The organism is Paenibacillus sp. FSL K6-3182 (assembly GCF_037976325.1).
Lineage (GTDB): Bacteria > Bacillota > Bacilli > Paenibacillales > Paenibacillaceae > Pristimantibacillus.
Genome location: NZ_CP150265.1, coordinates 2,595,390 through 2,619,980 on the forward strand (window position 1 = coordinate 2,595,390; position 24,591 = coordinate 2,619,980).

General features: G+C 43.9%; 19 protein-coding genes. 17 read left to right on the forward strand and 2 right to left on the reverse strand.

The window, feature by feature from the left end; translation table 11 throughout:
* Positions 1-23: 23 nt before the first annotated feature.
* The 8 genes from MHH56_RS11020 (at position 24) to MHH56_RS11055 (ending at position 13,550) form a co-directional block, all read left to right on the forward strand.
* Positions 24-3,413, forward strand: a complete 3,390-nt coding sequence (locus MHH56_RS11020; protein ID WP_339208229.1) for a tubulin-like doman-containing protein — start codon at positions 24-26, stop codon at positions 3,411-3,413.
* 2 nt (positions 3,414-3,415) lie between these two features.
* Entirely contained in the window at positions 3,416-5,839 is a 2,424-nt protein-coding gene (locus MHH56_RS11025) for a transcription initiation factor TFIID (RefSeq protein WP_339209557.1), read from the forward strand.
* Positions 5,840-5,895: 56 nt separating this feature from the next.
* Positions 5,896-7,182 carry a VWA domain-containing protein gene (locus MHH56_RS11030; protein WP_339208231.1) on the forward strand — a complete coding sequence of 429 codons (1,287 nt, stop codon included), beginning with the start codon at positions 5,896-5,898 and terminating at the stop codon, positions 7,180-7,182.
* A 23-nt stretch (positions 7,183-7,205) separates the two neighbouring features.
* On the forward strand, positions 7,206-7,841 hold the full coding sequence (locus MHH56_RS11035; RefSeq protein ID WP_339208233.1) for a beta-mannanase: 636 nt from the start codon (positions 7,206-7,208) through the stop codon (positions 7,839-7,841).
* Between the two features lie 14 nt (positions 7,842-7,855).
* Positions 7,856-9,115 (forward strand): hypothetical protein, encoded by a 1,260-nt coding sequence (locus tag MHH56_RS11040; protein ID WP_339208235.1) that lies wholly within the window; start codon positions 7,856-7,858, stop codon positions 9,113-9,115.
* A complete protein-coding gene (locus MHH56_RS11045) occupies positions 9,115-12,048 on the forward strand; it encodes a glycosyltransferase (protein ID WP_339208237.1) in 2,934 nt (977 codons plus the stop codon). Before MHH56_RS11040 ends, MHH56_RS11045 begins: the two co-directional genes overlap by 1 nt.
* Positions 12,049-12,268: 220 nt before the next feature.
* Positions 12,269-13,159, forward strand: a complete 891-nt coding sequence (locus MHH56_RS11050; RefSeq protein WP_339208239.1) for a glycoside hydrolase family 43 protein — start codon at positions 12,269-12,271, stop codon at positions 13,157-13,159.
* Between the two features lie 112 nt (positions 13,160-13,271).
* On the forward strand, positions 13,272-13,550 hold the full coding sequence (locus MHH56_RS11055) for a DUF2277 domain-containing protein (protein WP_339208240.1): 279 nt from the start codon (positions 13,272-13,274) through the stop codon (positions 13,548-13,550).
* Between the two features lie 100 nt (positions 13,551-13,650).
* Here the strand turns inward: MHH56_RS11055 and MHH56_RS11060 are convergent, their stop codons facing one another.
* Positions 13,651-14,526, reverse strand: coding sequence for an arylamine N-acetyltransferase (locus MHH56_RS11060; RefSeq protein ID WP_339208241.1), 876 nt, complete (start codon positions 14,524-14,526; stop codon positions 13,651-13,653).
* Positions 14,527-14,731: 205 nt separating this feature from the next.
* Here MHH56_RS11060 and MHH56_RS11065 point away from each other — a divergent pair, with 205 nt between their 5' ends.
* The 3 genes from MHH56_RS11065 to MHH56_RS11075 are packed head-to-tail and all read left to right on the forward strand — an operon-like array spanning position 14,732 to position 15,835.
* Positions 14,732-14,956: a spore coat associated protein CotJA gene (locus MHH56_RS11065; protein ID WP_339208243.1), complete on the forward strand. Its 225-nt coding sequence runs from the start codon at positions 14,732-14,734 to the stop codon at positions 14,954-14,956.
* A gap of 2 nt (positions 14,957-14,958) precedes the next feature.
* Positions 14,959-15,222, forward strand: a complete 264-nt coding sequence (locus MHH56_RS11070) for a spore coat protein CotJB (protein ID WP_144376813.1) — start codon at positions 14,959-14,961, stop codon at positions 15,220-15,222.
* 43 nt (positions 15,223-15,265) lie between these two features.
* Complete coding sequence (locus tag MHH56_RS11075) at positions 15,266-15,835, forward strand: manganese catalase family protein (protein WP_339208245.1); 570 nt, start codon at positions 15,266-15,268, stop codon at positions 15,833-15,835.
* A gap of 962 nt (positions 15,836-16,797) precedes the next feature.
* On the opposite strand, the gene MHH56_RS11080 is transcribed toward MHH56_RS11075, so the two are convergent.
* Positions 16,798-17,001 carry a hypothetical protein gene (locus tag MHH56_RS11080; RefSeq protein WP_339208246.1) on the reverse strand — a complete coding sequence of 68 codons (204 nt, stop codon included), beginning with the start codon at positions 16,999-17,001 and terminating at the stop codon, positions 16,798-16,800.
* Positions 17,002-17,260: 259 nt separating this feature from the next.
* Between MHH56_RS11080 and MHH56_RS11085 the strand changes: the two genes are divergently transcribed.
* The 6 genes from MHH56_RS11085 to MHH56_RS11110 all read left to right on the forward strand — a co-directional run bounded on the left by MHH56_RS11085 (position 17,261) and on the right by MHH56_RS11110 (position 24,557).
* Complete coding sequence (locus MHH56_RS11085; RefSeq protein ID WP_339208248.1) at positions 17,261-17,392, forward strand: hypothetical protein; 132 nt, start codon at positions 17,261-17,263, stop codon at positions 17,390-17,392.
* A gap of 510 nt (positions 17,393-17,902) precedes the next feature.
* Positions 17,903-18,793 carry an AraC family transcriptional regulator gene (locus tag MHH56_RS11090; protein WP_339208250.1) on the forward strand — a complete coding sequence of 297 codons (891 nt, stop codon included), beginning with the start codon at positions 17,903-17,905 and terminating at the stop codon, positions 18,791-18,793.
* A gap of 172 nt (positions 18,794-18,965) precedes the next feature.
* Positions 18,966-19,244, forward strand: a complete 279-nt coding sequence (locus MHH56_RS11095) for a hypothetical protein (RefSeq protein ID WP_339208251.1) — start codon at positions 18,966-18,968, stop codon at positions 19,242-19,244.
* A 132-nt stretch (positions 19,245-19,376) separates the two neighbouring features.
* Positions 19,377-20,873 (forward strand): trehalase family glycosidase, encoded by a 1,497-nt coding sequence (locus MHH56_RS11100; RefSeq protein WP_339208252.1) that lies wholly within the window; start codon positions 19,377-19,379, stop codon positions 20,871-20,873.
* Positions 20,874-21,095: 222 nt separating this feature from the next.
* Positions 21,096-22,751, forward strand: coding sequence for an extracellular solute-binding protein (locus tag MHH56_RS11105; protein WP_339208253.1), 1,656 nt, complete (start codon positions 21,096-21,098; stop codon positions 22,749-22,751).
* A gap of 264 nt (positions 22,752-23,015) precedes the next feature.
* Entirely contained in the window at positions 23,016-24,557 is a 1,542-nt protein-coding gene (locus MHH56_RS11110; RefSeq protein ID WP_339208255.1) for a histidine kinase, read from the forward strand.
* Positions 24,558-24,591: the final 34 nt, after the last annotated feature.

The following is a 24,591-nucleotide window of genomic DNA, read 5'->3' on the forward strand; positions in this document are numbered from 1 at the left end:
TAGAGCCCTGGAGGTAATGAAAAATGAAACCGATCGTAAGAGAACACATACAGCAGCTTGACGTTTCGCTTGGCGGAGGTATTGTCAGCGAGAAAATTCGGGTAGACACCATAGATAATCCCATTCTGATCATTGGACTTGGCGGTACCGGTATTGATGCGCTTCTGCGCCTGAAATACCAGATCAATCGCCGCTTTAAGCTTCCTGAGGATCCCGTTTCCAAAAGAAAACGCGAGAAGCCTGATAATGTGGAATTTCTTGCTTTTGAAACGAATGAACAGGACCGCAATAAAAAGTATAAAGGGATCGGTCTTGATCCTATTAATGAATTTGTGCTGCTATCTAATGCAGAGGTTGGAGGACTGCTGCAAAATCGCAGCATTTTGGAGCCGTACATCACGGACTGGCTGTCGCCAGAGCTAAGTATAACTGATGGCATGAATGGTGCAGCTGGCGTTCGACAAGCAGGTCGGCTTCTGCTGTTTACGAAGATCAATCAAGTGGTGCAGAGCATCGACAAAAAAATTAAGACGTTATCCGTCGGGACGAACAAAAAGCTGATGGTGTTTCTGCTAACCGGCTTGTCTGGCGGAACAGGAAGCGGCTGCTTCCTCGATATCTCTTATATCGTTCGAGGAATTATAGAGCGTGATCACGGATCAGCCGGCATTGACCGCGTTAATACGCTTGGTTATTTGTTTACGCCGGATATTAACCTTGCAAGCAAAAGCTTGAGCGACCATACACGTGAGTACATTAAGAAAAATGGCTATGCTGCACTGAAGGAACTGGACTATTGGATGAATGTGGACAGCCGCGGCGAGAGGTTTACGCAGCAATATGGCAATATTTTAAACGTTAATTCGCCGCTCCCACCATTTAATTTATGCCATCTCATCTCGGCTACAAATGCTGAGGGCAAGCTGCTTGAAAATGCTTATGATTATTGCATGAATGTAACGGCAGAGAATATTACGAACTTTATTTCCAGCGAGGAAAAACAATCCGGCGAGGAATTCGCTATTCATGATTATATTAGCAACATTCGGACCAATATTGCTCAAATGAACAAAATGTACCCGGCTAACTACGATTACAACATTATCGGAGCTTCTTCGGCGGTACTGCCGATCGAGGAAATGACGACTTATTTGGCTTACCGGCTTTTCAACAAAATGGACAAAATGTTTGAGAAGGCGCCGAGTCAGGACGATGTAGAGAAATTTGCCCGCAAGCTTGGCATTGATCTCGAAACGATGATGAAAACCTTTGACTCACGCGTACCTGAACCGCTGCCAGGCTTCGAGAACAGTGAGCGACTCAGCTACAATAACGTGGTGAAAATGCAAGCCGTAAACATGGATACGGAGCTGGAGCAAAACTTTTTGGCTCGTGCACGCGAGGAATATATTAAGGCCAAAAAACAGCTGCCAGGCGAAATTGTTGGGCAATTTACCGATCAAATTCGTCGTACATTTCTCCATCCAGAGCAAGGGCCATTTTATGTATCCCGTCTCCTGCATACTGAGAAAGGCTTCTGCTTGCTGAAGATGCTGCTCTCTTATATTGAGACGCTACGTGAAGGGCTGTCACGACTCCCTAAAGAGATCGAAGCAGCTAGAGAGCAAGCCAATGAGCGTATGGGCGATGCGAAGAGTGCGTTCGTATCCAAGGATAAGAAGAAAAACAACTATATCGAAGCAAAAATAAATGAGTACTGGCTGCTTGCTGACGTTGAGCGAATTGAGCAATTGATCGAATTTTATGAGGATCTCCACCAGCTGCTTAACAACGAGAATAACCGCATTTATAACGTATTTACTGAAATTTTGAATGTGCTTAATTCGATCTTTGCCAAAAATGGTGAAATTCTAACAAGCGGCGAGGAACAAGCGGATCATAAAGGAAACAAAACATACTATTGGAATATCGTAGGCGTACCAGACATCTCCGACGTTATCAGCCGTTTAATGGATAAGAAGGACGGCGATGATCTGATCCGCGACTTTACGCAGGAGCTTCTAGACCATTCGAATCTTTGGGTAAAAGAGCAGGAAATTGATATCGTCAGCTCGATTTCAGAGTTTTTGACGAATAAATTCGGCGATCTGATTACGAAATCGATGGAAGAATTCCTAGTTATGAAATACGGGAACGATGAATCGATTGAGAAGTTTGTTGAGCGTCATATCGCTAGCAAGCTAGATGAGGAAGCTGTGCCTGTATTCCATCTCAGCAACAGCTCAGGCAATTTGCATGTCCCTTCATGGGGATTTGTGTCCGTGCCTGTGCAGGCGCCGAGCATATTGAGAGGGATTCGGAACTATCAAAATAACTCGATAGGCAAATCCCACTTTACGATAAAGGAAAGTGAAGTGAAAAACCGAATTTTCTGGCTGAATACGAGAAATGGTGTGCCTTTGTTTGTTTATACGCCGCTGAAGGTATATGAAGAAAGCTATGAACGCACGATTCTTGATAAGGAAGGCATCGGCCGTCATTTGGTGCAGACTGATCGTGTCAATTGGACCTATTTGCCTTCGCCGATTCCAGAGAAATCATGGGGCGACACGTACGTCAACCCACGTGTGAGAAGCTATAATGCGAGGGTTCGCGCTGAGTTTGTCAAAGCCGAGAGCTTCCGTATTATTGAAGAGAAGGGCATAGACAATAACACGAGCAGCCGTTACTCCGTTCGCTTCACGAAGCCGTTCCAATTATCGGATGCGTTAAAACCGTTCAATATGCAGCTTGATGGCGCGAAGCCGAATTTAGGTGAAGTAAAGCGAGCAGTAAATGAGCTGAAGCGCCTTTTATCCGAGGGGCTGGAGCTTGAATCGACAAAGGATATTTTCGGCAGCTTTACAGAGGAGCTTGCACAAGAAAATCTCATTCGTTCGCCGGAGCAGCTAAGACGGGTTCGTGAGGAATTGGCGAAGTATGAATCCATTTCTGTAAAATTAGTCGAGCTTGAGCAGCTGCTTATGCAGCATCAAGATGATGAGAAGTTGCTGGATCAGTTTATTGAGGCGCTATACACAGAGACCATTTGCAAGAAAGGTGCCCTGTATGTTTATGATCGCGAGCCAGAGGAAGATGCATGGCCGCCTTTCGCTAATTTAATGAAAAGCAGCAGCTATGTTGAGTTTGAGGTGTTTGAGAGCTTCCGACAGCTGGATGAGAAAAACCGCAGCGTTCTTAGACGCAAAGCAGAGCGCAGAGTAACGGAGCTGACTGCAACGGAGGATACTTCAAAGCTGTTAGCTAAGCTTGAGGAGCTGTTCGGTACATTTCTTGATGCACGTGAGCGTCTCGAATACGAGAAGGTTGAGCTGGCAAATGGAGAGGAAATGCACCGGTTCTACCGGGAAATGTCTACTAAACTTAACGAAATTCGTAGAAAGTTGAAATAATGATGAGAGAATTGTTGGATCTATATGCAAGCGACTATTCGGCTGCTGAGCAGAAGCTAAGCGGCCTTGAGGATGATCAAAGCAGCATTCACTATCCAACCGTATTTCTATACATCGGAGATGAGGCAGGACATGCGATTGAACCTATGATTCAATCCAATGAACTGAAATGGGACAACAATGCCGGCGTTATTTATTTCCATGTCTCGTCGAGTGAAGCAAATGCTGCCTCTGGAAGTGCAGGTTATAAATTATCGTCATACCATGGGGCAAATCTTAATCGATCTGTCCCGAAGGTGACGAGGGTAGCGCTTACGGATGTTGTAGATGGCAAAACGGATAATCGCACCAAACGCAAAGATATAGGCACCGCATTCCATAAGGAAGGGCGTCATCTAGCGGATCTCAACCGTGCGCTGCGTCAGGTTAGCGATACAATTGCTGATTACGGCCGATTGTACGCATCTTTCGATCGCCTTCATCTTGCTGTCATTACAAGGGTTGATGATCCATTAAACGTGCTTGTTCCAGAAATATCGCTGCTTGCTCAATCGATTTTTTTGCAGCTGTTCAAATCCGTTCAAATGGATTTGTACGCTTTAATTAATGAACGTGAGCAATCAGAGACGTTTGGTTTGGCAAGCGCAGCGGGTATCAGCTTCCTGCGCGAGCTGGATGGAATGCAGCGGCCAGATTATTCTTTTTCGGCGAGGCTTCAGGTGACGGGTGATGGATTATCTATTCCGGTCACCCACAAGGCATCGCCATTATTTGATCTTGTTTATGTATTATCTGATCGCAATGAGCGGGGAATTACAACGCTTAACGGGATGCAGGATAACTATGAAATCATTTGCAATATTCTGCTGTTGAAAAACAGGAGGAGAAAGGAAACACAGGTACAATCGAGTGACGTAAGCTACAACAACTCTTCTTTCAAAAACAGTCTTATGACGGAATCCGGAAGACAGGGGTTCGTATCAGCGGGGTTGTCCAAGGTGAAACGACCGAATCATTCGATTGCGTTAACCGTCCTTTATCATTTCTTTAAACAAATAAAAGAGCGGCTGGAAATTGCTGACCTGCAGGGCAGCAAGGAAAAGCTGTCCTTCTTTGGGCTGGATTCAGCTGCGATGGACACTAGAATGCTCGATCTCGTACCAAGCGAGGACAGTCTCATCGATATGTCTGGTCTTCTGACGAACAACATTCGTTATGATCAACTGCGGCGCATGTCGCTGCGCGAGGCAGAGGAAGCCTTGTTCGGGGATGGCTGCACCATCTTCTTCCGTAAGCATTTCACTAGTTCAGCTGAGGTGAACTTAGGTTATGTGAAGGCTTCAGATGAGCTGCGAGCCACTGTAAACCGTAATATGAAAGATCAGCCATTGTATAGCTTTTTCCAGGTCGCCAAGTGGACAGACGAGAAAAACGAGACAGACAGCGTCATGACAGCTGTTCGCGCTCGAATGCGCGATTTGGTCAGAGAGATTGATATCGCTCAGGATGAGCTGGGTCGAATCCGCGAACAACGTGTGGATGATTTGAAATTTCAGCGTCTTCCATTTATGGACAAGCAAAATGTTCGATCCTTTATACGCGCTTTTTTTGATGCGGTGTACCGGCTGGAATGGCAGCTTTTACGACTTGAGACTGAGCTTGCGTTGTACCGAAAATTTGCTGCTGAGCTGGAGCGTCTTCATGAGAAATACCGAATTCGCGTAGAACAGATGGCGCTGCTAGAGGAAACGCTAAATGCGGCGGCTCAGCACAGTATCCGTTCAGCGGATGATTATATCGGGCAGAACATCTTCGAGTATTATGAGCGAGTCACTGCAGCTGTCATGAAGGATATTGAAGAGAAACGCGGCGCATCCATATTTTTTGAGGAACCATTTCTCGGCAATATGACCGAGCTTCTGCAGCAGGGAGATTCCGCGTTTCTGGAGCGATTAATGGAGATTTGCCGAAAGTACATTTTGACAGCAGAGCCTTTTGCACAGACTTTCGAGGAGGAGCTGCTGCTGCGTGCCAATGTATCCGTTGCATACAGCAATCGTAAAGCTTTATCGAGGGACGAGCTGTTTCACCGATTATACCGGACACTGGAAGAGCATGCGGTCGTTCATATTCGTCTTCTCGACTATACACATGAGCATCGTTATGAGGAAAAGTATCTGTTCGGAGATCGCGAGAGTGAATTTATCCGATATGCACTTGGCGTTGACGAATCTTCACGCATTTACAAGCTGGGGTGTGTACATGAGAAGCGCAGCAGCGGTGTAGAAAAGTTGAATATTATGGGCGGCTTTCATTTAGAAGATTTGATGTATTATCGAAACGGCAAAGTGTATTATGAGACCTATTTGCAAAATGGGTACGAATTTCACACGCTTGATCCTGCTCTGCTGCCTGATCTTCGCTGACCGATATACATCAACAATGCTGCGGTCCACTAGCAAGTAGAAAGGGTGCTGTTATTATGCAACGAAAAATAAATGGGCTTCTCTTACTGTTCAGCTTGATAGGAGGCGCAGTAGGATTCGTCATCGGGGAAATCATACTGGGGGCGCTGTCAGAAATCTGGCCGCGCTTTGCCGTCGTTGGGCTATACTTTGGCGTTCTTGCTTTATGCATTGGACTGGCCTGCCTGATTGCTGAAATGATTTCTCCTCGTTTGAACGGAACTTCGTGGCGTCAGCGTTATACCGGATTATCGTGGCAGCTGCTCGTACCAGCAACGTTAGTTCTGCTGTTTGCAGTCGGCGGATTGCTGCAATTTATTTACGGCGCACATTTTGGCGGTGCGAAGCAGGTAAAGGATATTGTGCTTGTTATCGATAATTCAGGAAGCATGCTGGAGACCGATCCTGATAACGAGCGTTATTCGGCTGCGAAGCAATTGATTCAAAACATGGAAAGCGATAAGCGTGTGGCGGTGGTTGCATTTCACAATACCGCACAATTGATTCAGCCGTTTGTTAAAGTAAGCACACAGGAAGAGAAAGATAAAGTAAATGCCGCAATCGACTCACTTGAGCCGACGGATGGCGGTACAAACTTTAGTCTAGCGCTTGGCGAAGCAATGAAGACGATTAAGGATAAGGAAAAGGCTGGGCGCGGGACAATGGTTATTCTGTTGTCGGACGGTTTCAGCGAATCCGATATCAATAAGCAAATTGCACAGTTCCAAGAGCAGCAAATTGTCATTAATACGGTAGGCCTTAGCGTTGCAGATTCCAAAGGCTCTGCCTTGCTGCAGCAAATAGCTGATTCCACCAATGGAAGCTATTACGATGTGTCGGAAGCGAACGGGCTGGCGCTCGTATTCCAAAATATTTACAATACAATCGATAATCGGACGCTTCTAACTGAAAGAACGGGATCGCTTGCGGACAGCACGCTGTATACACTGCTTCGTATTTTATCCTTAGCCATTATCGGTGCAGCTTTAGGAATGTCGCTAGGATTGTTTTTCGACAATCGGTTTTTGGCATTAAGCTTTGGGGCGGGCGGTATTGTAGGCGGTTTGCTGGCTGGCTTCATTTTGGACTCCGGTTTGTCCGGGGATATGCTCTCTGACGGTTTATCACGTCTATTCGCTGTTCTTGTACTGGCAGCCATTATTAGCATTTTCACACTTGTTGTTCCGATAAGGGATAATAACAGTACAAACCGTTATGATGGCGGCAGAAAAAACAGCAATAGAGATCAGTCCACAAAGGCGTTAGGCGAACGGACGAAGGACAGCCGCAGTCATGGATTTTAAACGATGCGGGAGGCGGATATAAAATGCGGTTTATCGATGCAGAGGATGGTTCTCCGATTATCAGCGGTTTAACTCGCGTGTTGGAGGAGGACCGCTGCACGCTGCGCTGGATTTGGCCGGGCGGTATAGAAGCGGTTTACATTGGGAAAACACCGGCTGAGCAGGCGGCGGAAAGCCCTGTGGATATAGGAACTGTCAAGTTATACACGAAGGCAGAATATAAAGCGAATAATGGCTATCATAGCCGATTAGAGGGCATCGGACGTTTGGTCTTTACGGTATATGCCGCACTGGAAGGGAGTGGCGGTCCGCAGCTCATCCTTCAGCCCAATCATGAGAACAGCATAGAAATAAGTGCTGGCCGAGCTAAGATTCATTATTCGATTACAAATAAGAGCGGTTTGTTCAGAAAGTTCAAAACGATTCAAATTCAAGTTTCAACAGAGGTACCGATTGGGAAAGACGTACTTTGTTATGTGAAAAAGCAGGGCAGCTATCCCGCGAATAAAGAAGACGGCATGCTGTATCCGTTCGTTGCGCCTTTCGCAGCTGGAAAAACCGTTTTGCCTGCCATTGAGGTTGGCAAACAGGATTTTATACGATTGTTTTTCACTGATGGCCGAACGTCTGGACAGATGTACGAATTGATTTCAGTATAAAGGAGGAAGATCGCATGGGTATTTTCGATCTTTTCAAGAAAAAGCCGGAAGCAAAGCAAAGGCCTTTGTTTTATGATATTGTTTGCCCCTATTGTTTTAGTAAATTTACACCGGATGAGGTTGTATTCCGCGCTTCACATTCCCGTGAGGATGATGAGGATTATGCGCTTGGAGAAGATGATGAGCTGAATAAGTATCGTGAGCGTTTTGGCCTTGATTCTGTACATGATATGGAAGCGGTTCTCTATCCAAACGACGTGCCTGAAGAGCATCGGATTTACTCAGACCATGTATTAATTGGAATTAATGACCGCTATGGCGAGCTGACACGCAGAAGACTTTGTCCAAAATGCCACAACGAAATTCCAGTAACGGCAGGCAAGGTGCCGAGCAATATTATTTCTATCATTGGCGCTTCACAAGTAGGCAAGTCGGTGTATATGACCGCGTTGATACATACGCTGCAGAACACGACAGCGGATCATTTTAATGCAGCCTGCATGCCGCTTAACGCTGAAATTAGCCGGAAATTCCGAACCTATTACGAGGAGCCGCTGTTTGAGCGCGGCGATCTGCTTGCGTCTACCCAAAAGGAAAAGATGCAGGAGCCTTTTATTTTTCAATTTGTTTTTAAAGATGAATCGAAGCCACCGCTCACTCTCGTATTTTTTGATGTCGCTGGCGAGGGCATGGTAGAGCAGGATTATCTTGGTTTGCATGGTCAGCATATCAAAAATTCAGCAGGCATTTTGCTGATGGTAGATCCGCTGCAAATTCGCTCCATTCGCGAGAAAATTAGAATGAATCTGGGCGATAAGCCCGGTGAATGGGTTTCCCAATACGACGAGCCGCGCGACGTTGTTCTGACGATGTTTGGCGACTTTATTGCTTATCAGGAAAACAACAAAACGGATATTCCGACCGCTGTCGTTTTAACGAAGAGCGATATGCTTCATTCCCTAAAGGATGAAGATGGTGAATATATTAAATCGAACAGCAATATTTTCAACAACATGGTGCATCGCAATTATTTTAACCTGACTGAGTTTGAGAATATTGATGGAGAAATCCGCCGTTTCATCGAGAAGGTTGATCGTCCCTTTAAAGGTACGATGGATGTTTATTTTAAGGATACGGCTTATTATGCGGTTTCCGCACTCGGCAGCAATCCCGTCGATCAGAAGCTGCAAACCGTCGTCAGTCCCATTCGGGTAGACGAGCCCTTCATTTGGCTGCTTTATAAGCTGAACTTCATTGAGGGGAGAAGAGAATAGTGCGCGATTCTACGCCCAGCAGGATGATTCAGCAGCAGATGTATGCACGGGAAAGACGCGGCATTTTCAGATCCACGGAAGGTTATGACACGATCGCCAAATCAAGCGGTTTGGAAGCATCATTTGTCAAAAAAGTGCTTCATCCGTTTTGTGTTTATGATGCCCCGACTGAGCTGGCTACCCGCGGTGAGAAGGACGGTTCCGCGTATCCAGAGACGATGCACCTACTTCATTTGGATAATGGCGATGTGCTGCTTGGCAGAAGCGTTTATCAGGCAGCCGACTTCACAGGTCTGCGCAGCGCGTTTTTTACGCATAACTTTATTATTCCAAGCGGTCATAGCAGCAAGCCTGCAAGTGATTATATGAACTGGCTGCAAGCCGCTTTCGCAGATCAATATAATATTGACAGCGGTACGGAAATAGCAGAGCTGCTAGAGCTTCCGATTCAGAGTGCAGCAGCGATTAAGCCGTCTGCTCGTTCGATCCTTTCTTTGCTGAACATTTCAGAAAAATCGTTTAAACAGCTGCTCTTTGCGGTAATGGCAGCAGTCGGAGGTAAGAAAAAGATCTATGTTTCGCTTGATGTACCAATCAAACAGCTGCCGGACAAGGCAAAACAGCTGCTTGGTGTGCTATATGCGAGTTTACCCTACGCCTTCCGCAAGCAGCTTGGTTTCATCACCTATGCGAAAGAACCGGTAAGCCGCAAATCGGTTCATCTTACGTTCGTAGAGCAAGGAAGCCTCCGCCATGGGGATCGCAGCATCGAGAAGGATTTTACGTTTGATTTCGGCAACGACCGAATGATGAATGTTGATCTGGACGGTATAGATCAGCCATTTTTGGATTTTGCATGGGATAACTTGGATCGTCCTGACCGTACGGATAGCTTCTTTCAATTCGCTGAGCTGATGCTGGCAGACATGGGGGAGGAGCGCGAACTCGCAGCAGCCAGTTATCATGAGCTATGCGTCGTTTACCAAATCGAGGAAGGCAACGAAAAGTTATATGAATCGCATAAAAGCGCGGTAATGCGGAGCTTGATGGATTATTTGCAGCCATCCGGCGCATTGGATGCCAAGATGCGCTTGAATGATTTATTTCTTTCTCGATTTGATTATGAGTTTGACCGCGCTAGGCAAGGAGTAGTGCCGGAAACCTTCATTGTAGATGTGTTTACACAATACTATCAAATTGAAGGTAAACATATCGAAAATAAGCTGGTTTCCTTTTTCATTTTGGCATTGCTAAATGCAAGAAAACAGAGTGAGCAAGACGCGGCGGCTTCCTTCTATGCGGCAGTTGAAAGCAATCCTGCTTTTAGCATAGCTTTTTTCACAAGAGTCTTAGTAGATGCGAAGCTAAGTGCAAACTTATTTATTCCATTCCTTGAGCAAAAGCTTAAAGCAGCTGCAGGAGCCAAAAGTGTTCTGCAGCTCATTGAGCAGTGGGGCAATGCTCATCCTAAGCTGTACGGTGATGAAGACTTTTTTGTGCTGGTCCGCCAGCAGCTCATCGAGAAGCTGAAACGGGAGCGCCACTCGCTGCCAGCGACGAGCAAAGCGCTTGAGCAATTGCGCAGCTTAGCAAGTGAAGGCAAGTTTGGCGTGCGAAAACAGCTGCCATCTCATGATGCGGTAGAGTTTTATACGGAGCTCGAGCTTGCAGCTTATCGAGCAATGTTAATTGAACTTGATATGGAAAGATTGACGAAGGATCAGCTCATGCTGGGCGAGTTTCTCAAATCGAAGGAGCAGCTGAAAAAATGGAATGGACAGCTGAACGATCCGAGGCAGAAATCAGCAGCGCTTGAGCTGCAGGCGCTTTACGAATGCTTCGCATTCCCGGAGCCAACGGTAGATTTATTCGATAATCTATCCCCAGCAGAGATCGACCGGGTGCAGCTCGTTGGTCGCCGATTGCTTGCCAATCAGCTGGAGTTAGCCGAATTTCCGCGTCTCGTGCTATTGTTTCTTCGCAGTTCGGATATGGAATCAGTGGATTATGCCACGCTCCTCAACTATTTGCAGCAAAACGCGTCTCAAAAAGATACGGTATATCTATTTTTCCGATGGGCAGAAAAACATCCTAGTTTCATGCGCTCAAGAGGTTTTGTTCCTGCCTATGTAACTGCAGTAGTCAGCTATTTCACAAAACATGACCGGGATGCATTTAAGAAACGAGCCAATTGGAAGCAGCATTTTGACAAAGCGGGTCCTATTCTTAAAGGTGTATATAAACAGGCGGAGCGCGAGCTATCCTCACCGCTGACTAAATTTTTTCGCAGGAATCGTAAATCGACGTTTATAACATCGTTATCGGCTATAGGTATTGTACTAATCGTAGCCGGCATTATGTTTGCCTTCGGCGGCAAGGATGATGTGAAGCCTGGTGGTGCTGTTTTGCCTGAAACGACTCCTGAACCGAGCATCAGCCAGCCGGATACAATCGTATACGTGGAGCAAAATGCTGCATCAGAGGGGAAGAAGGCTGCGACCACCCTCGTCTTCGCATTTAAGGAAGCAGCAGCTTGCGGACTGTTTAAGCCTAGCTCATTGACGGTAGAAACGCCGGATGCAGAAGCTGTTGCGTACACCACACTTGAAGTTGAATCTGATTGCAAAGCGGATACAGGGAATAGCAGCACGGAAGGGAATCAAGTTGAAAGCTCATCACAGCCGACGGAAACAACGGATTCGACTGCCAAAGAATCCGATAAGCCGACGCCAACGCCGGCTGAAACTGATTCACTGCCGACAGCTACCGATTCTCAGACGGAGCAACCGAGCAATACTGCAATAAATGAAGCAGACTATACGAACCGGGTTGTAGTTAACCTCGGTAAGCAGGTTGATATACCTGAGAAAAGCATTATCACGGTCGGTGAATCGAAGTATGAGATTTCCGTGCTGCGTGTTGCTGCGCCATAACCAAAGCAACGTATTTATAAGAATAGGAAGGGTTGTTCCGTTAGTAGTTTTACTACTGTTGGAACGACCCTTTTTTTCTTTTTAGCTAATCGGCTATTAAAATGATGAAAATGATTAATGTCATAAAAGTGGATAAGAAAGTTGAATTTATGATAGAGACATAGGGTCTGCAATATTTTACAATATCGGTACTACAACACGAACAAGGAGCTGTTTTTCGATGAAAGGTATTAATAATCCGATAGTCCCAGGCTGGTATGCTGATCCTGAAGCGAGAACGTATGAAGGCAAGCATTGGATTTATGCGACCAGGTCCATTACGGAATATACGAAGCAATTGAATTTGGATGCGTTCAGCTCAAGCGATCTGATCCATTGGGAGAAGCATGAGAGCATTATTGAAATGTCAGACTTTCCATGGATGTGGAGAGCGGTTTGGGCACCTACGATTACCCAGAAACGAGGAAAATATTATTTGGTTTTTGCAACAAACGATATTCAAAGCAACGATGAAATCGGCGGTTTAGAGATAGCCGTATCAGACCGTCCTGAAGGACCATTCAGAGGATATTTGGGAAAACCGCTCATTGATCGATTCATTCATTCCGCTCAGCCGATTGATGCTCATTTGTTCAAGGATGATGATGGAACGATCTATTTATATTATGGCGGCTGGCGTCATTGCAATGTAGCGAAAATGAATGATGACATGACGGGGTTCATTCCACTTGAAAATGGTGAAACCTTTCTCTCCATTACGCCTGATGGTTATGTTGAAGGACCTTGTATGATAAAGAAGGATGGACTTTATTACCTCATGTGGTCGCAAGGAGACTGGGTTAACGGTTCTTATTGTGTTGCGTATGGCGTGAGTGAGAATCCATTGGGTCCATTCGAGAATAAGGGTATCGTGCTTGAGCGACAAGAGCCTATTGCGGAAGGGCCAGGACATCATGGGTTCCTTCATTTGCCTGAGAGTGATGAATGGCTCATTGTTTATCATCGCCGTATTATTGGTGACCCTGAAGCGGGTAATCGTATGCTCTGTATAGATAAAATGATTATTGCTGACGGGGAGATAAAACCGATAGTTATGACAAATGCTTGGTAGTTGTTATCCCTTGAAATGTTTCTTTAGAAAAGCTATTATCGAAGTTAAAAGGCTTGTATTTGCTTGCAACTAGAGATGTCAGGCAAAATAAAATGTGGAAAGGAAGAGCGTGATGTGCCGAAATATTAAAACGTTATTTAACTTCGATCCACCGGCAACAGAAGAGGAAGTAGCTGCCGCTTCACTCCAGTTTGTTCGAAAGCTATCGGGATATCAGTCACCATCGAAAGCCAATGAAGAAGCATTCAATGTTGCGATACAAGAGGTGGCTGCGGCAGCCCAGAAATTGCTCGACACGCTAGTTACCCAAGCTGAGCCGCGTGATCGAGATGTCGAAATCGAGCGTGCCCGCGCAAGAAACGCCAAAAGATTCGGTACGGCGGAAGCTTAGCGGTTGGAGTTCTTATACCTCTTATAGTCAAATGAACCTCAGACTTCTCTGAGGTTTATTTGATTAGGACATCTATAAGGAGATAGTAAAGCCTTTTTTGTTATGATGATGAGGCTTTTGCTATTTTCCATTGTTCATGAGCAAGCTGTATTCTTTTCCATAGTTCATCCCTCTCTTGACGGCTGTAGTTGACGAGTTTCTCTTCAAAAACCTCACCCAACACCTCGAGCCACTGGGATTGACTCACTAATTCCGTCTGCCTCACACCGTCAGTTCCTCGTTCATTCCAAATGCAGCCTCGGATTTCATTACTTCCGCCAGCATGTCTGTTTCTAATTAAAAACATATTGATCCATGGAGATTCTGCGGAGCGGCTGTAATGCTCATGCTTGGGCTCAAACTCTGTCATATCCGCCAAAACGGCAGCATCATAATCCACGCCAACAAATGACGCAGATGGATCATGCTCTAAGCGCCATCCCTTTGGAACAACAAGAGATTCTGTTACTTTATAAATAAAAGGGTTTTGGTTATACGTTCCAACAAGAAGTGGCAGCGGCTCAAAAGGCATATCGCCTAATCCAACATCAATAATCCATTGTTCTTCTTCGTTGTTTTCGTTCAACAAGTGAGCGGTTAGTCCAAGGTGAAACGAGTTGATACGAGGCTCGGCACCTAGTGGCTGTACACCTGCCCGGTGGAATGAAACCTTGTAGCCTAATGAACGCAGAAGCTGGCTAAATGCGCCATTTAAATGAAAACAATATCCGCTTCTGCCATGGATAAGGAGCGGGACGGATTGATTGAGTTGAATTCCTGCGGGTTTACCTGCAAAAACATCAATGGTTTGCCAAGAAAAAACTCTTACATGGGCTCTATGAAGCTCAAATAGAAATGCCTTGGTCGGCTCCTGAATTTCTGAGATGCCGAGCCTGCTTAAATAAGCTTTTATTTCTTCTCTCGTCAACGGTTCCATAACGATTCACCTCTATGGCTCAAACATCGTTTTGAGCTTCTTTATTTTATTGCCTTTATCACATCCTAAACGAGAAAGAGCTAGAGAACAATGTAGAAATGCAAAGACTGTACCGGTACAGCGTCATTCAATGAATGGTTAGTCATGATGACCAAGTCCTTATACATATACTTTTTTGAAGAGCATACCGAGAGGAGACATCTGCGTGAATAATCAGGTGCGTTATTATAAGCCGTTTATTAGCCCTTTAGATCCCTGCCCGCCTATAAAAGTAAAAAGCTTCAGCACGCCGCCTCAATTATTTATTACCTTTCAACCGCCCAATTTACCTCAGTTTTCACCTCATGAAGCATTGAGATATGGTACACTCTGGCCCATTTTGTATAGCCCATATGATCCGAAAAACGACAGACAGGAAGAAGGTGATTAACGGTGGCAATCATACTTGATGAAGAGTATTACAAGCTGCTGCATGATTTGCAGGCGGTAGATTTTGTACTCGTGGAGCTGAATTTATATTTGGATACTCATCCTACAGATTCAAATGCCATACATCAATACAATCAGTTCGCACAGCTAAGATTGCCTATTGTACAGCAGTATGAATCGAAGTACGGGCCTTTAAAACATTTTGGCCAAAGCTTCTCCACGAACCCTTGGTCATGGAATGATACGCCATGGCCATGGCAGGTATAAATAGTGGATAGAGCCAGTAGGAAAACTAGAGGAGGCACCGTACATGTGGGTTTATGAGAAAAAACTGCAATATCCCGTTCGCGTAAGCAAATGCGATCCAATGATGGCTAAGTTTCTAATGGAGCAATATGGCGGTGCTGACGGTGAGCTTGCAGCAGCGCTTCGGTATTTAAACCAGAGGTACACGATTCCGGATAAAGTCATTGGATTGCTAACAGATATAGGCACTGAAGAATTTGCCCACTTGGAAATGATTGCTACAATGATATATAAATTGACAAAAGATGCTACGCCTGAGCAGTTAAAGGCTGCTGGACTTGGTGCTCATTATGTGGCTCATGACAGCGCCTTGTTTTATGAGAATGCAGGCGGCGTACCCTTTACGGCTACCTATATTCAAGCGAAAGGCGATCCAATTGCGGATCTATATGAGGACATAGCAGCGGAGGAGAAGGCTAGGGCGACGTATCAGTGGCTGATTGACTTGACGGATGACGTGGATTTGCAGGATAGTTTGAAGTTTCTGCGGGAGCGGGAGATTATACATTCACTGCGGTTTCGTGAAGCGGTGGAGATCCTTAAGGAAAAGCGGGATGAGAAGATATTTTATTAGAGGTGAACCTCTCTGCAGGGTGCTGCGGGGAGGTTTTTTGTTATATTTACTTAATGATGTTTTTAATCTGACTTTATTGCAATAGGAAATTCGATAAATGGCCCACTTGGTTATTATGGAGCCGACCTAGATGGGCTTGATGATTGTTGTTATGGAGGGTTCGGAGTGACCAAGCTGGGCAAAATTCTATGAATTAATCGCTACTTTTTTTATGAAATTACAACAACTACCTTTACCTGTACATACAGCTGTACATATGTATACCTGTATGTACAGGTGCTGTAGTTGAACACAATTATTTGAAGCCCTGACTTATTAGAGAGGGTTTGTCACTTCCATTATATCAAGGAGAAATGAACTTTTATTACTTCTCCTCTATACTCCAAGTGAACTGATTACGTTCTGGGATCCATTTTCGTTATTTTTCCGGTCACAGGTTGATCCCAGTTCCATACAATCAACTTTACTAATAATTTAAAAACTTTATCCGGTGGGATGGACTGGAAAAATAAAATATTTTCAAATAAAAAAAGCAGTCAGAAACTTTTTTTTGTTTCAGCTGCTCTATGAATATATTTTATTGAGTTATTTACCCTCTAAATTAAATGCATTCCATAGTGTACGAAGTAATGATCTTAGTATAGCAGTAGAGTCTACGTTTGAAACAGGATCTATCCACAACTCTGGCAATTGAATGAAATCATCATCTATTTCATACTCCGATAAACGAAAAGAGTAGGAACTCGAATCTGCTTGCACTCCACGTACTCCGATCAGTTTACAATTGAATAGAAAGGATCTTGCATTTCCATGACTCTATAATTACGTAGATGCCTATCTAGATTAGTAGTTAGCTGTTGGGCAGTATAAGATAGTAACAACTCCACCGATGGATTGGTTTTCCTTTCATCTATCATGAATACGTTGGCACTACCCTGCTCAATAATACCGTTTCTGAATATCTATGTAAAACCGTGTTCTTTACCTGATGCACGATTTAATATGCCGTGCACATTAATAACAGGATTAGAACCAGAATCAGTAAATGCAGGAACTTGCAGTTCTATCTTCTTATCAATAACCGGATACTCATTCCCTATATCAAATGCTCCAAGTGGGACATAATGATTAGTAAAGATGGTGTTGGCAAATGATAAACATTTCAAGCTTTCTCGATCCTTATCTGGAAATTAGATCGACTTGGTCGGACGACAAAGCAGTTAATCGAGCTTTCGCATGACCTTAAAGAAAGAGGAGTCAGTCTGGATCATCACCCTAGGAGTAGATACAAGCACACCAGCTGGTAAGCTTTTTTTCGCTATTATGGCTGGTTTAGCTGAAATGGAGGCAGAGACAATTCGAGAATGAACCCAGGCCAGCTTACAAGCTGCTAGGGCTCGAGGTAGAAAAGGAGGAAGACCGCCGTTGGATAAGAGCAAAGTTGAAATGGCGTTGCTTCTGTATGAAAGTCGGAGATATACGACAAAAGAAATAACAGAGCAGACCGGAGTATCTAATGCAAAGCTATATCAAGTTCTCAAGAATAAAAAAGCTTGAAACTGAAATTTCACTTACAGGTCTATAATTTAAGATATCGGCTTCATCTGTGCGTCGTTGTTCCGAATCATATTTGTGCTGCTGTTCCAGCAAAAGAATTGGTTTCGTCTGCTCGAAAGCCAAAGGGGCACAAATTACCCCGGGAAAAATGCGGTTTATCGCTTTATCAACCACAGCGGATACGCTTGGCGCTGCGTATGTAAACACAGTTTTAAATATGCCGCTGTTGTTAGCTTCTTCGCGTATTTACCTTGCTGGGTTTCAGACGCTCGATCTGTGAATGTTCTCGTACATATTGGCGCTTCCCATTTACCAAACGAAGAAAATAGCTTATGCTTGTCCATGAGATGATCCTTTTCAGTGGATTATGGACAGGGTCACCTACCATATGTATTGTAAAGAATTTTTTTATGTGCAAGTTTTGATTAAACAGAAAGTTGTGAATATTCAGACAACATTAATGCAATGCTATTGAACATGAATAATACTATTCTGTTAAAAGAGGAAAAAATGAAAAAAAATAATGCACTGGTTTTCGAAGGGCCGACGGAAACGCCTGATTTTCCGGTGCGGATCTCCTACAACGACTCCCGGAATGTGGTGAATGATTCGGACAGGCTTGTGTACTGTCATTACCATTCCGAATATGAATTAATCTATGTGACCGAGGGAAGTATCATGATGGAGATCGATACCAATCTCATCCATGTCCGTACGGGAGATGCTGTCATAATCAACGGAAACGAGATCCATAGCGGTTATTGCGTGAATCAGGAGAATTGCCAAATGTACGGAATCATCTTCAAACTGGATATGCTGAGCAGTCATGAGCAAGACGCCTGTCAAAGCAAGTATCTCGATCCCTTTCTTTGCGGACAGTATAAATTCCCCTCTTATATTCCAAACGAATCCGGCTGGCAAGCGAAGGTGATATCCGAAATGGTTAGCATCGTCGAGATGTACCGGCAACAGCCCTTCGGTTACGAATGGAAAATCAAATCCTGCTTATTCTCCATCGTAGCGGAAATCATTGCGAACAAAGCATTTCTAGCCCATAACGAGCAGGCAGTCATACCCAGTGCAAAGCTTGAACGGTTTCAAAAATCCATTGCGTACATACAGGAACATTATTATAGCCACATTTCGATAGAAGATCTTGCTGGAGTAGCGGGGATCAGCGTGGATCATTTTTATAAAATTTTCAAGCAGATATCGGGGGAAACCCCGGTGACGTACGTCAACCGACATCGGACGCGGATGGCCGCCAACCTGTTGAAGTATACCGATTTATCCGTTCTAGACATTGCCCTCCAGACCGGCTTCGATAATGTCAGCTATTTTATCAAGACCTTTAAGAAATACACAGGCTTCACGCCAAGTGCCTGGAGAAAAATGGATTGAATGGAAACAAAAGGAGCACGACTCGCGTAATTCTGCTTTATGAGTTCGGGGGGGGAACCATATCGCGCAAAAATCTAACAGTTCTTTAAGACATTACATGAATAGCAAGTGGCTGTACCGGCGGAAGTACCGTCGGTCTTTTTTTGTGCCAAAAAACAGAGAGGAAACTAGAATGACAGCAACGAAGGAGAAACAACTTGAGGTAATCGCGACGGGAAAAACGGCTTTTCAGATTGAGAAGGATAAACTTCTCGATGCACTATTGCTTTGCGCGAAAGTAGTTCAGAAAACATCGGCGATTCCGTTATTTTCCTGCATCAAATTCGATTTTAAGGGTGAAACGCTTTTCATCATCGCGATGGATATTACCCAAGCAGTGCTTCGTATGTTAAAACTCACCAACGACAACTTCGTATACCAGTACTTTTTTATTTTTATTTTTCCTATTTAACAGAATAATTTTATATATAAATGTTTTTATGCGAGATATTACAGTTAATTAACATTATCCTTATACTATGCAAACGGAAGGACTTATGTTCAAGAAGAAAAAAAGAATTAATTAATCGGGAGGTTTGAAGTAATGAGCTATTTGGATATGTATGTGGATAACCGGTTCGTAAAAGAAAATGTCTTTTTGCAGATGGCGGCAGAAAAGGAAGATCTGCCGATTTTCGAAGATGTGAAGGGGGATTTGCCGAGACCGTTTTGGGAAGGCTATGAAAATGCCATTTCTTGCTATTGGAAAGCATGGGAACTGGCTTTTAAAAACCTGAGAAAGCCGACGAGGAAGAACGGTTTCGTTACGAACTACATTGACACCGCCTTTAACGATTGTCTGTTCATGTGGGATTCCTGTTTTATCTTGCTCTTTGCAAGATATGGAAAGCATGCCTTTGATTTTCAAAAGACCCTGAACAACCTTTATGCCAAGCAGCACGGGGACGGTTTTATCTGCAGGGAGATCAACGAGGTAGACGGCAAGGACCGGTTTCACCGCTTTGACGTGGTCAGCACGGGACCGAACATACTACCTTTAACGGAGTGGGAATATTATTTGAATTACAAGGACAAGGAACGCTTGGAAAAGGTGTTTCCGGTATTGGCCGCTTATCACTTATGGCTGAAGGAATTCAGAACCTGGACTGATGGAAGCTATTGGTCATCTGGCTGGGGATGCGGCATGGACAACACCCCCCGATTGGAAAAGAAATACGATCATTCCTTTTCCCATGGGCACATGGTCTGGGTGGATGCCTGCTTGCAGCAGATTCTAAGCGCTAAATTGCTCGTGAAGATGAGCGACGTTATCGATAGAAGACAGGAAATGCGGGATTTCGAGGAGGAGATCGTTATACTTACGGATTTTGTGAACCGTAATCTGTGGGATCACGACAGTGCTTTTTACTACGATCTCTGGAAAAGCGGGGAGCTGAACCATGTCAAGACCATCGGGTCTTACTGGGCTTTGCTCGCCGATATCGTCCCGGAGGATCAAAAGGACAGGTTCATCTCCCATTTGGGCAACGAAAACGAGTTTAAACGTCCCCATCCGATTCCAACGCTTTCCGCCGATCATCCTGAGTACGAAGAGGACGGCGGCTACTGGAGAGGCGGAGTTTGGGCGCCGACCAACTACATGGTGCTGAAAGGCCTTCATGAAAACGGGTATGACGCCTTGGCTCATGAGATTGCCATGAAGCATTTGGACAATGTCTTGAAGGTTTATGAGAGCACAGAAACCCTCTGGGAAAACTATTCTCCGGAGAAAGCGACTCCCGGCAACCCGGCCAAGTCGGATTTCGTCGGATGGTCAGGGCTTTCGCCAATCGCTATCCTTTTCGAATATGTCTTTGGCCTGAAGCCGGATGTGCCCAGTGCTACCCTAGAATGGGATGTAAGGCTTCTCGATGCCCATGGCATCTCCAGATACCCCTTCGGAAACGACGGTCTCCTGGAGCTCCGCTGTGAGAAGCGAACGTCTTCGAAGGAGAAGCCGGTGATCACTGCGGTATCCAATATTCCCGTTACCCTTGTAATAAAATGGGAAAATGGGGAAGAAACCTTAAATCTGGAGTAAGAGTACCTCTATATAAACGCCGATCAATGTACATTTTTATTTGGTGTTCTGGGAGGGATTCGTTCATGAATCAAACTAAACGTGTCGCAGGCATCTTCAAACAGGTGACTATCCTACAAATTAGTACCATTAGATTTTAAAATTTTATCATTCCATCTAAATACTACACAATGATAAATTGAGATTGTAAAATATCTTATTAGTACGGGGGAGATTACATCAATGCAATCTAAGAAAATCAAGCGTTTGATCTTGTTCATGCTTCTCTTTTCATTAACGGCTATTCCGTTATACGGTTGTTCAAGTAATAATAGCGAGCAAGCTGCAGAGAAGTCTGAGTTTAAAGATGGGAAATTTAATCCACCTGTTACTATTAATTATGTTCGTGAAGTTGGCAATGAAATCAAGTTTCGTGATGGGGAAACGATTAACGATAATGTGCACACAAGATGGGCAAAAGATGAATTGGGTATTATAATTAATCATCCATGGACAACTCCTGGTGGATCCGACCAATTTTCCCAGAAGATTAGATTGTCACTTTCCGCGAATGAAGAGCTTCCTGATGTAATGATGGTTAATGGTACACTGTTAACGGATCTTGTTGATTCTGGCAAATTCCTGTCCATCGATGAAGCGATTGATCAGTTTGCATCAGATCGGCTAAAAGCGCTTTATAAACAATTTCCTGAATCGTTTTATTCAGCTATGAAAGATGGTAAAAGATACGGTCTTCCTGTATTCTCTGGCGGTAACGGTTCAGATCCCGTCATGTGGATCAGACAAGATTGGCTTGACAAGCTTCAGATGAAAGCACCAACGACATTGGCGGAGCTTGAGCAATTAATGGACGCCTTCGTGAATAAAGATCCCGATGGGAATAACAAGAAAGATACGGTTGCACTTGCTATCGGAAGTAGCATAGCATCTTGGATTGCTGATTCAAGCTTTCTCTGGGGCGCTTTAGGTTCTCATGGATTGCCATTCAGATGGTATGAGAATTCGGAAGGCAAATTGCAATATGGGTCCATTGTTCCGGAGACGAAGGCCGCTCTTGGCAAGTTAAAGGAATGGACGGATAAAGGCTATGTGGATAAAGATTTTATGATCAATGATTCAGGCAAAGCTGCTGAGAGGTTTACAGCCGGCAATGAAGGAATCATCTTCGGGCCAGCGTGGATGGTTGGTTGGCCGAATCCAGATGTCCTCAAGAATGTACCAAGTGCAGTATTAAAGCCATACCCAATAGTTTCAGGACCTAATGGTGAAATCGGACGTACGGGTGAAGGCTTAACCGTTGGATATTTTGTCTTCAACAAAAATTTCAAACATATGGATGCGTTCTTCCGTTATCTAGATGCGCTTTATGGTTTTCAGTATGGGGATGAGAAGTACTTCAAGAATGGTTGGTATGAAGGATATGACTTTGTTATTAAGCCGGACGGAAGCGTTAGCTATGATGATAAGGATATTCCTGGAGGTAAACTGGATCCTTCGAAGTATGCGTTGACGAGAAATGCTCCAGATATCCCATTCAAAGCCTACGATACAATGAAGAAATTGTCCGATGGACTTGAACCAATAACGGTTTTTGAGAAACAATTGGCAACCAGTGTTAACGTTGATAGGGAAGCAGCGACTATTACGACCGATCAGAATAAGTATCGGATCGCGGATATGTTCACGGGTAGCCCAACAACTACAATGAAGAGCAAGAAACAGTTTCTGGATAAGATGGAGCAGGAGGTAATCGCTAAAATTGTTTTGGGTAAATCCCCATTGGATGACTTCGATAAATTCGTAGAGGAATGGAAGTCCGGCGGTGGAGATGATATCACGAACGAAGTGAATGAATGGTACAAATCTATAAAAAAATAGTATGAAGGGTTTCAAGACCTAATCAGTATCAATCTGATTAGGTCTTTTACTCAGCTAATGTCAAGGATCAGAAGGCTGAAAGTAGGTTGATGGCATATGTTTTTCAAAAAGAAAAGCATTTATACGAAGACGTTATGGAGCATATCACTGTTGGTTACGCTGATTGTCCTCTTATATGCATATTCAAATTACATGAGCTTGACTGTGATCAAGCATGAAATAAAAACATCAAATTTGAATCGATTATCGTTCCTTCGTACTCAAATGGATACAATGATGAAGCAAATAGATCAGTCTGTGTCGATTATAAGTCGGGACTCGGTGGTCAACACCTTCTCTTTGATGGACGATTCTGATTTATATGAATTTCTAATAACCAATCAGGAAATACGCGAGCGATTATTAATAAATAAAGCTGCCAGCAATTGGAGTAATGACTTCACGCTATATTTTTCAAATAAACAAATTATTAGTACGATGAGATATGCCCATCAATACAATTTAAAGGATATAGAAAAGAATTTATCCTTTTCTTGGACCCCTTACCTATGGGAATACGGGCAAATGAAAGAAAAACGTTTTATAAAGCATTTTGTATTGCCCGATACGAATGGTCTTGTAATCGCGGTTAGTTTTGAGGAAAGCAATATAGTTGAAATGTTGAATAGCTTTAAGAAGGCGAACAATGGAGATCCATTTCTATACACGAATCAGAAGAAGATCATACCGAACCGAACGGCCCAAGGGGCTTTGATCTCATCGGTATTGCGTTTATTTGATGAAAACTCTACTGGTGAATCCGGCTATCGCCAAGTGAACATAGACGGAAAAGCTTATTTATTTCTTTATGTAAAGCTACAGGAAACAGACTGGTATCTCATTGATTACGTGTCTCTGGACACTATCTTCAAGCCGATTGAGAGGAGCAGTTATTTATTTTATGCTTCTATCGGATTCGTTGTTATCACGAGTATCTTTGCATTATTAATGTTATATCGCTACGTTCAAATACCGATAAGGAAACTGGTTTCCGCAGTAGGGAAATTAAAATCGGGAGATTTTTCAACACGCATTCAAACCGGCTCTAATAATGAGTTCGGTTATCTATATATTCGTTTTAATGAAATGGCAGTTCAAATTCAAGAATTAATCGAAAAGGTATATGTTGAACAAATTCAGACGAGAGATGCGAATATGAAGCAACTTCAATCTCAGATCAACCCTCATTTCCTTTATAATTCACTGGAATATATCAACAGTGCGATACGTATGAAGCAATTGGATGCTGCGGAAAGAATGACGTATAATCTGGGCGATTACTATCGTTATATGACACGTGTGGAAAATCAAATGGTAACAGTAAGGGAAGAGATGGATCTAGTTGAAAATTATCTAGAGATTCAATCGATGCGTGCTAGTCGAATTTATTATGAGATCGAAATGGATGAAGTTCTTCAGTCCCAAGTCATCCCTCGTTTGTGTATTCAGCCTATTGTCGAGAATGCTCTTATTCATGGTCTTGAAGGAAAAGCGGGATACGGCACCATTCATATTAGGGGAATTAAAGAGGAGAATTACTATCGAATAGAAGTAACGGATAACGGTGTCGGAATGGAAGAGAAGGCAATTGGACAACTATTGAAGCAGTTGCAAACAAGGGATTTAGACAATATAAGTTGTGGATTGTGGAACGTTCACAATCGTCTGAGATACAAGTTCGGGGAAGACTCCGGTATTTTACTGAGAACCAATAAGGAAAGCGGATTAACCGTTATCTTACAATGGAAAAGTGCTGAATCCGTGTAAGTTAGAGGTTGATGGCGTATATAGAGGAGTTGAT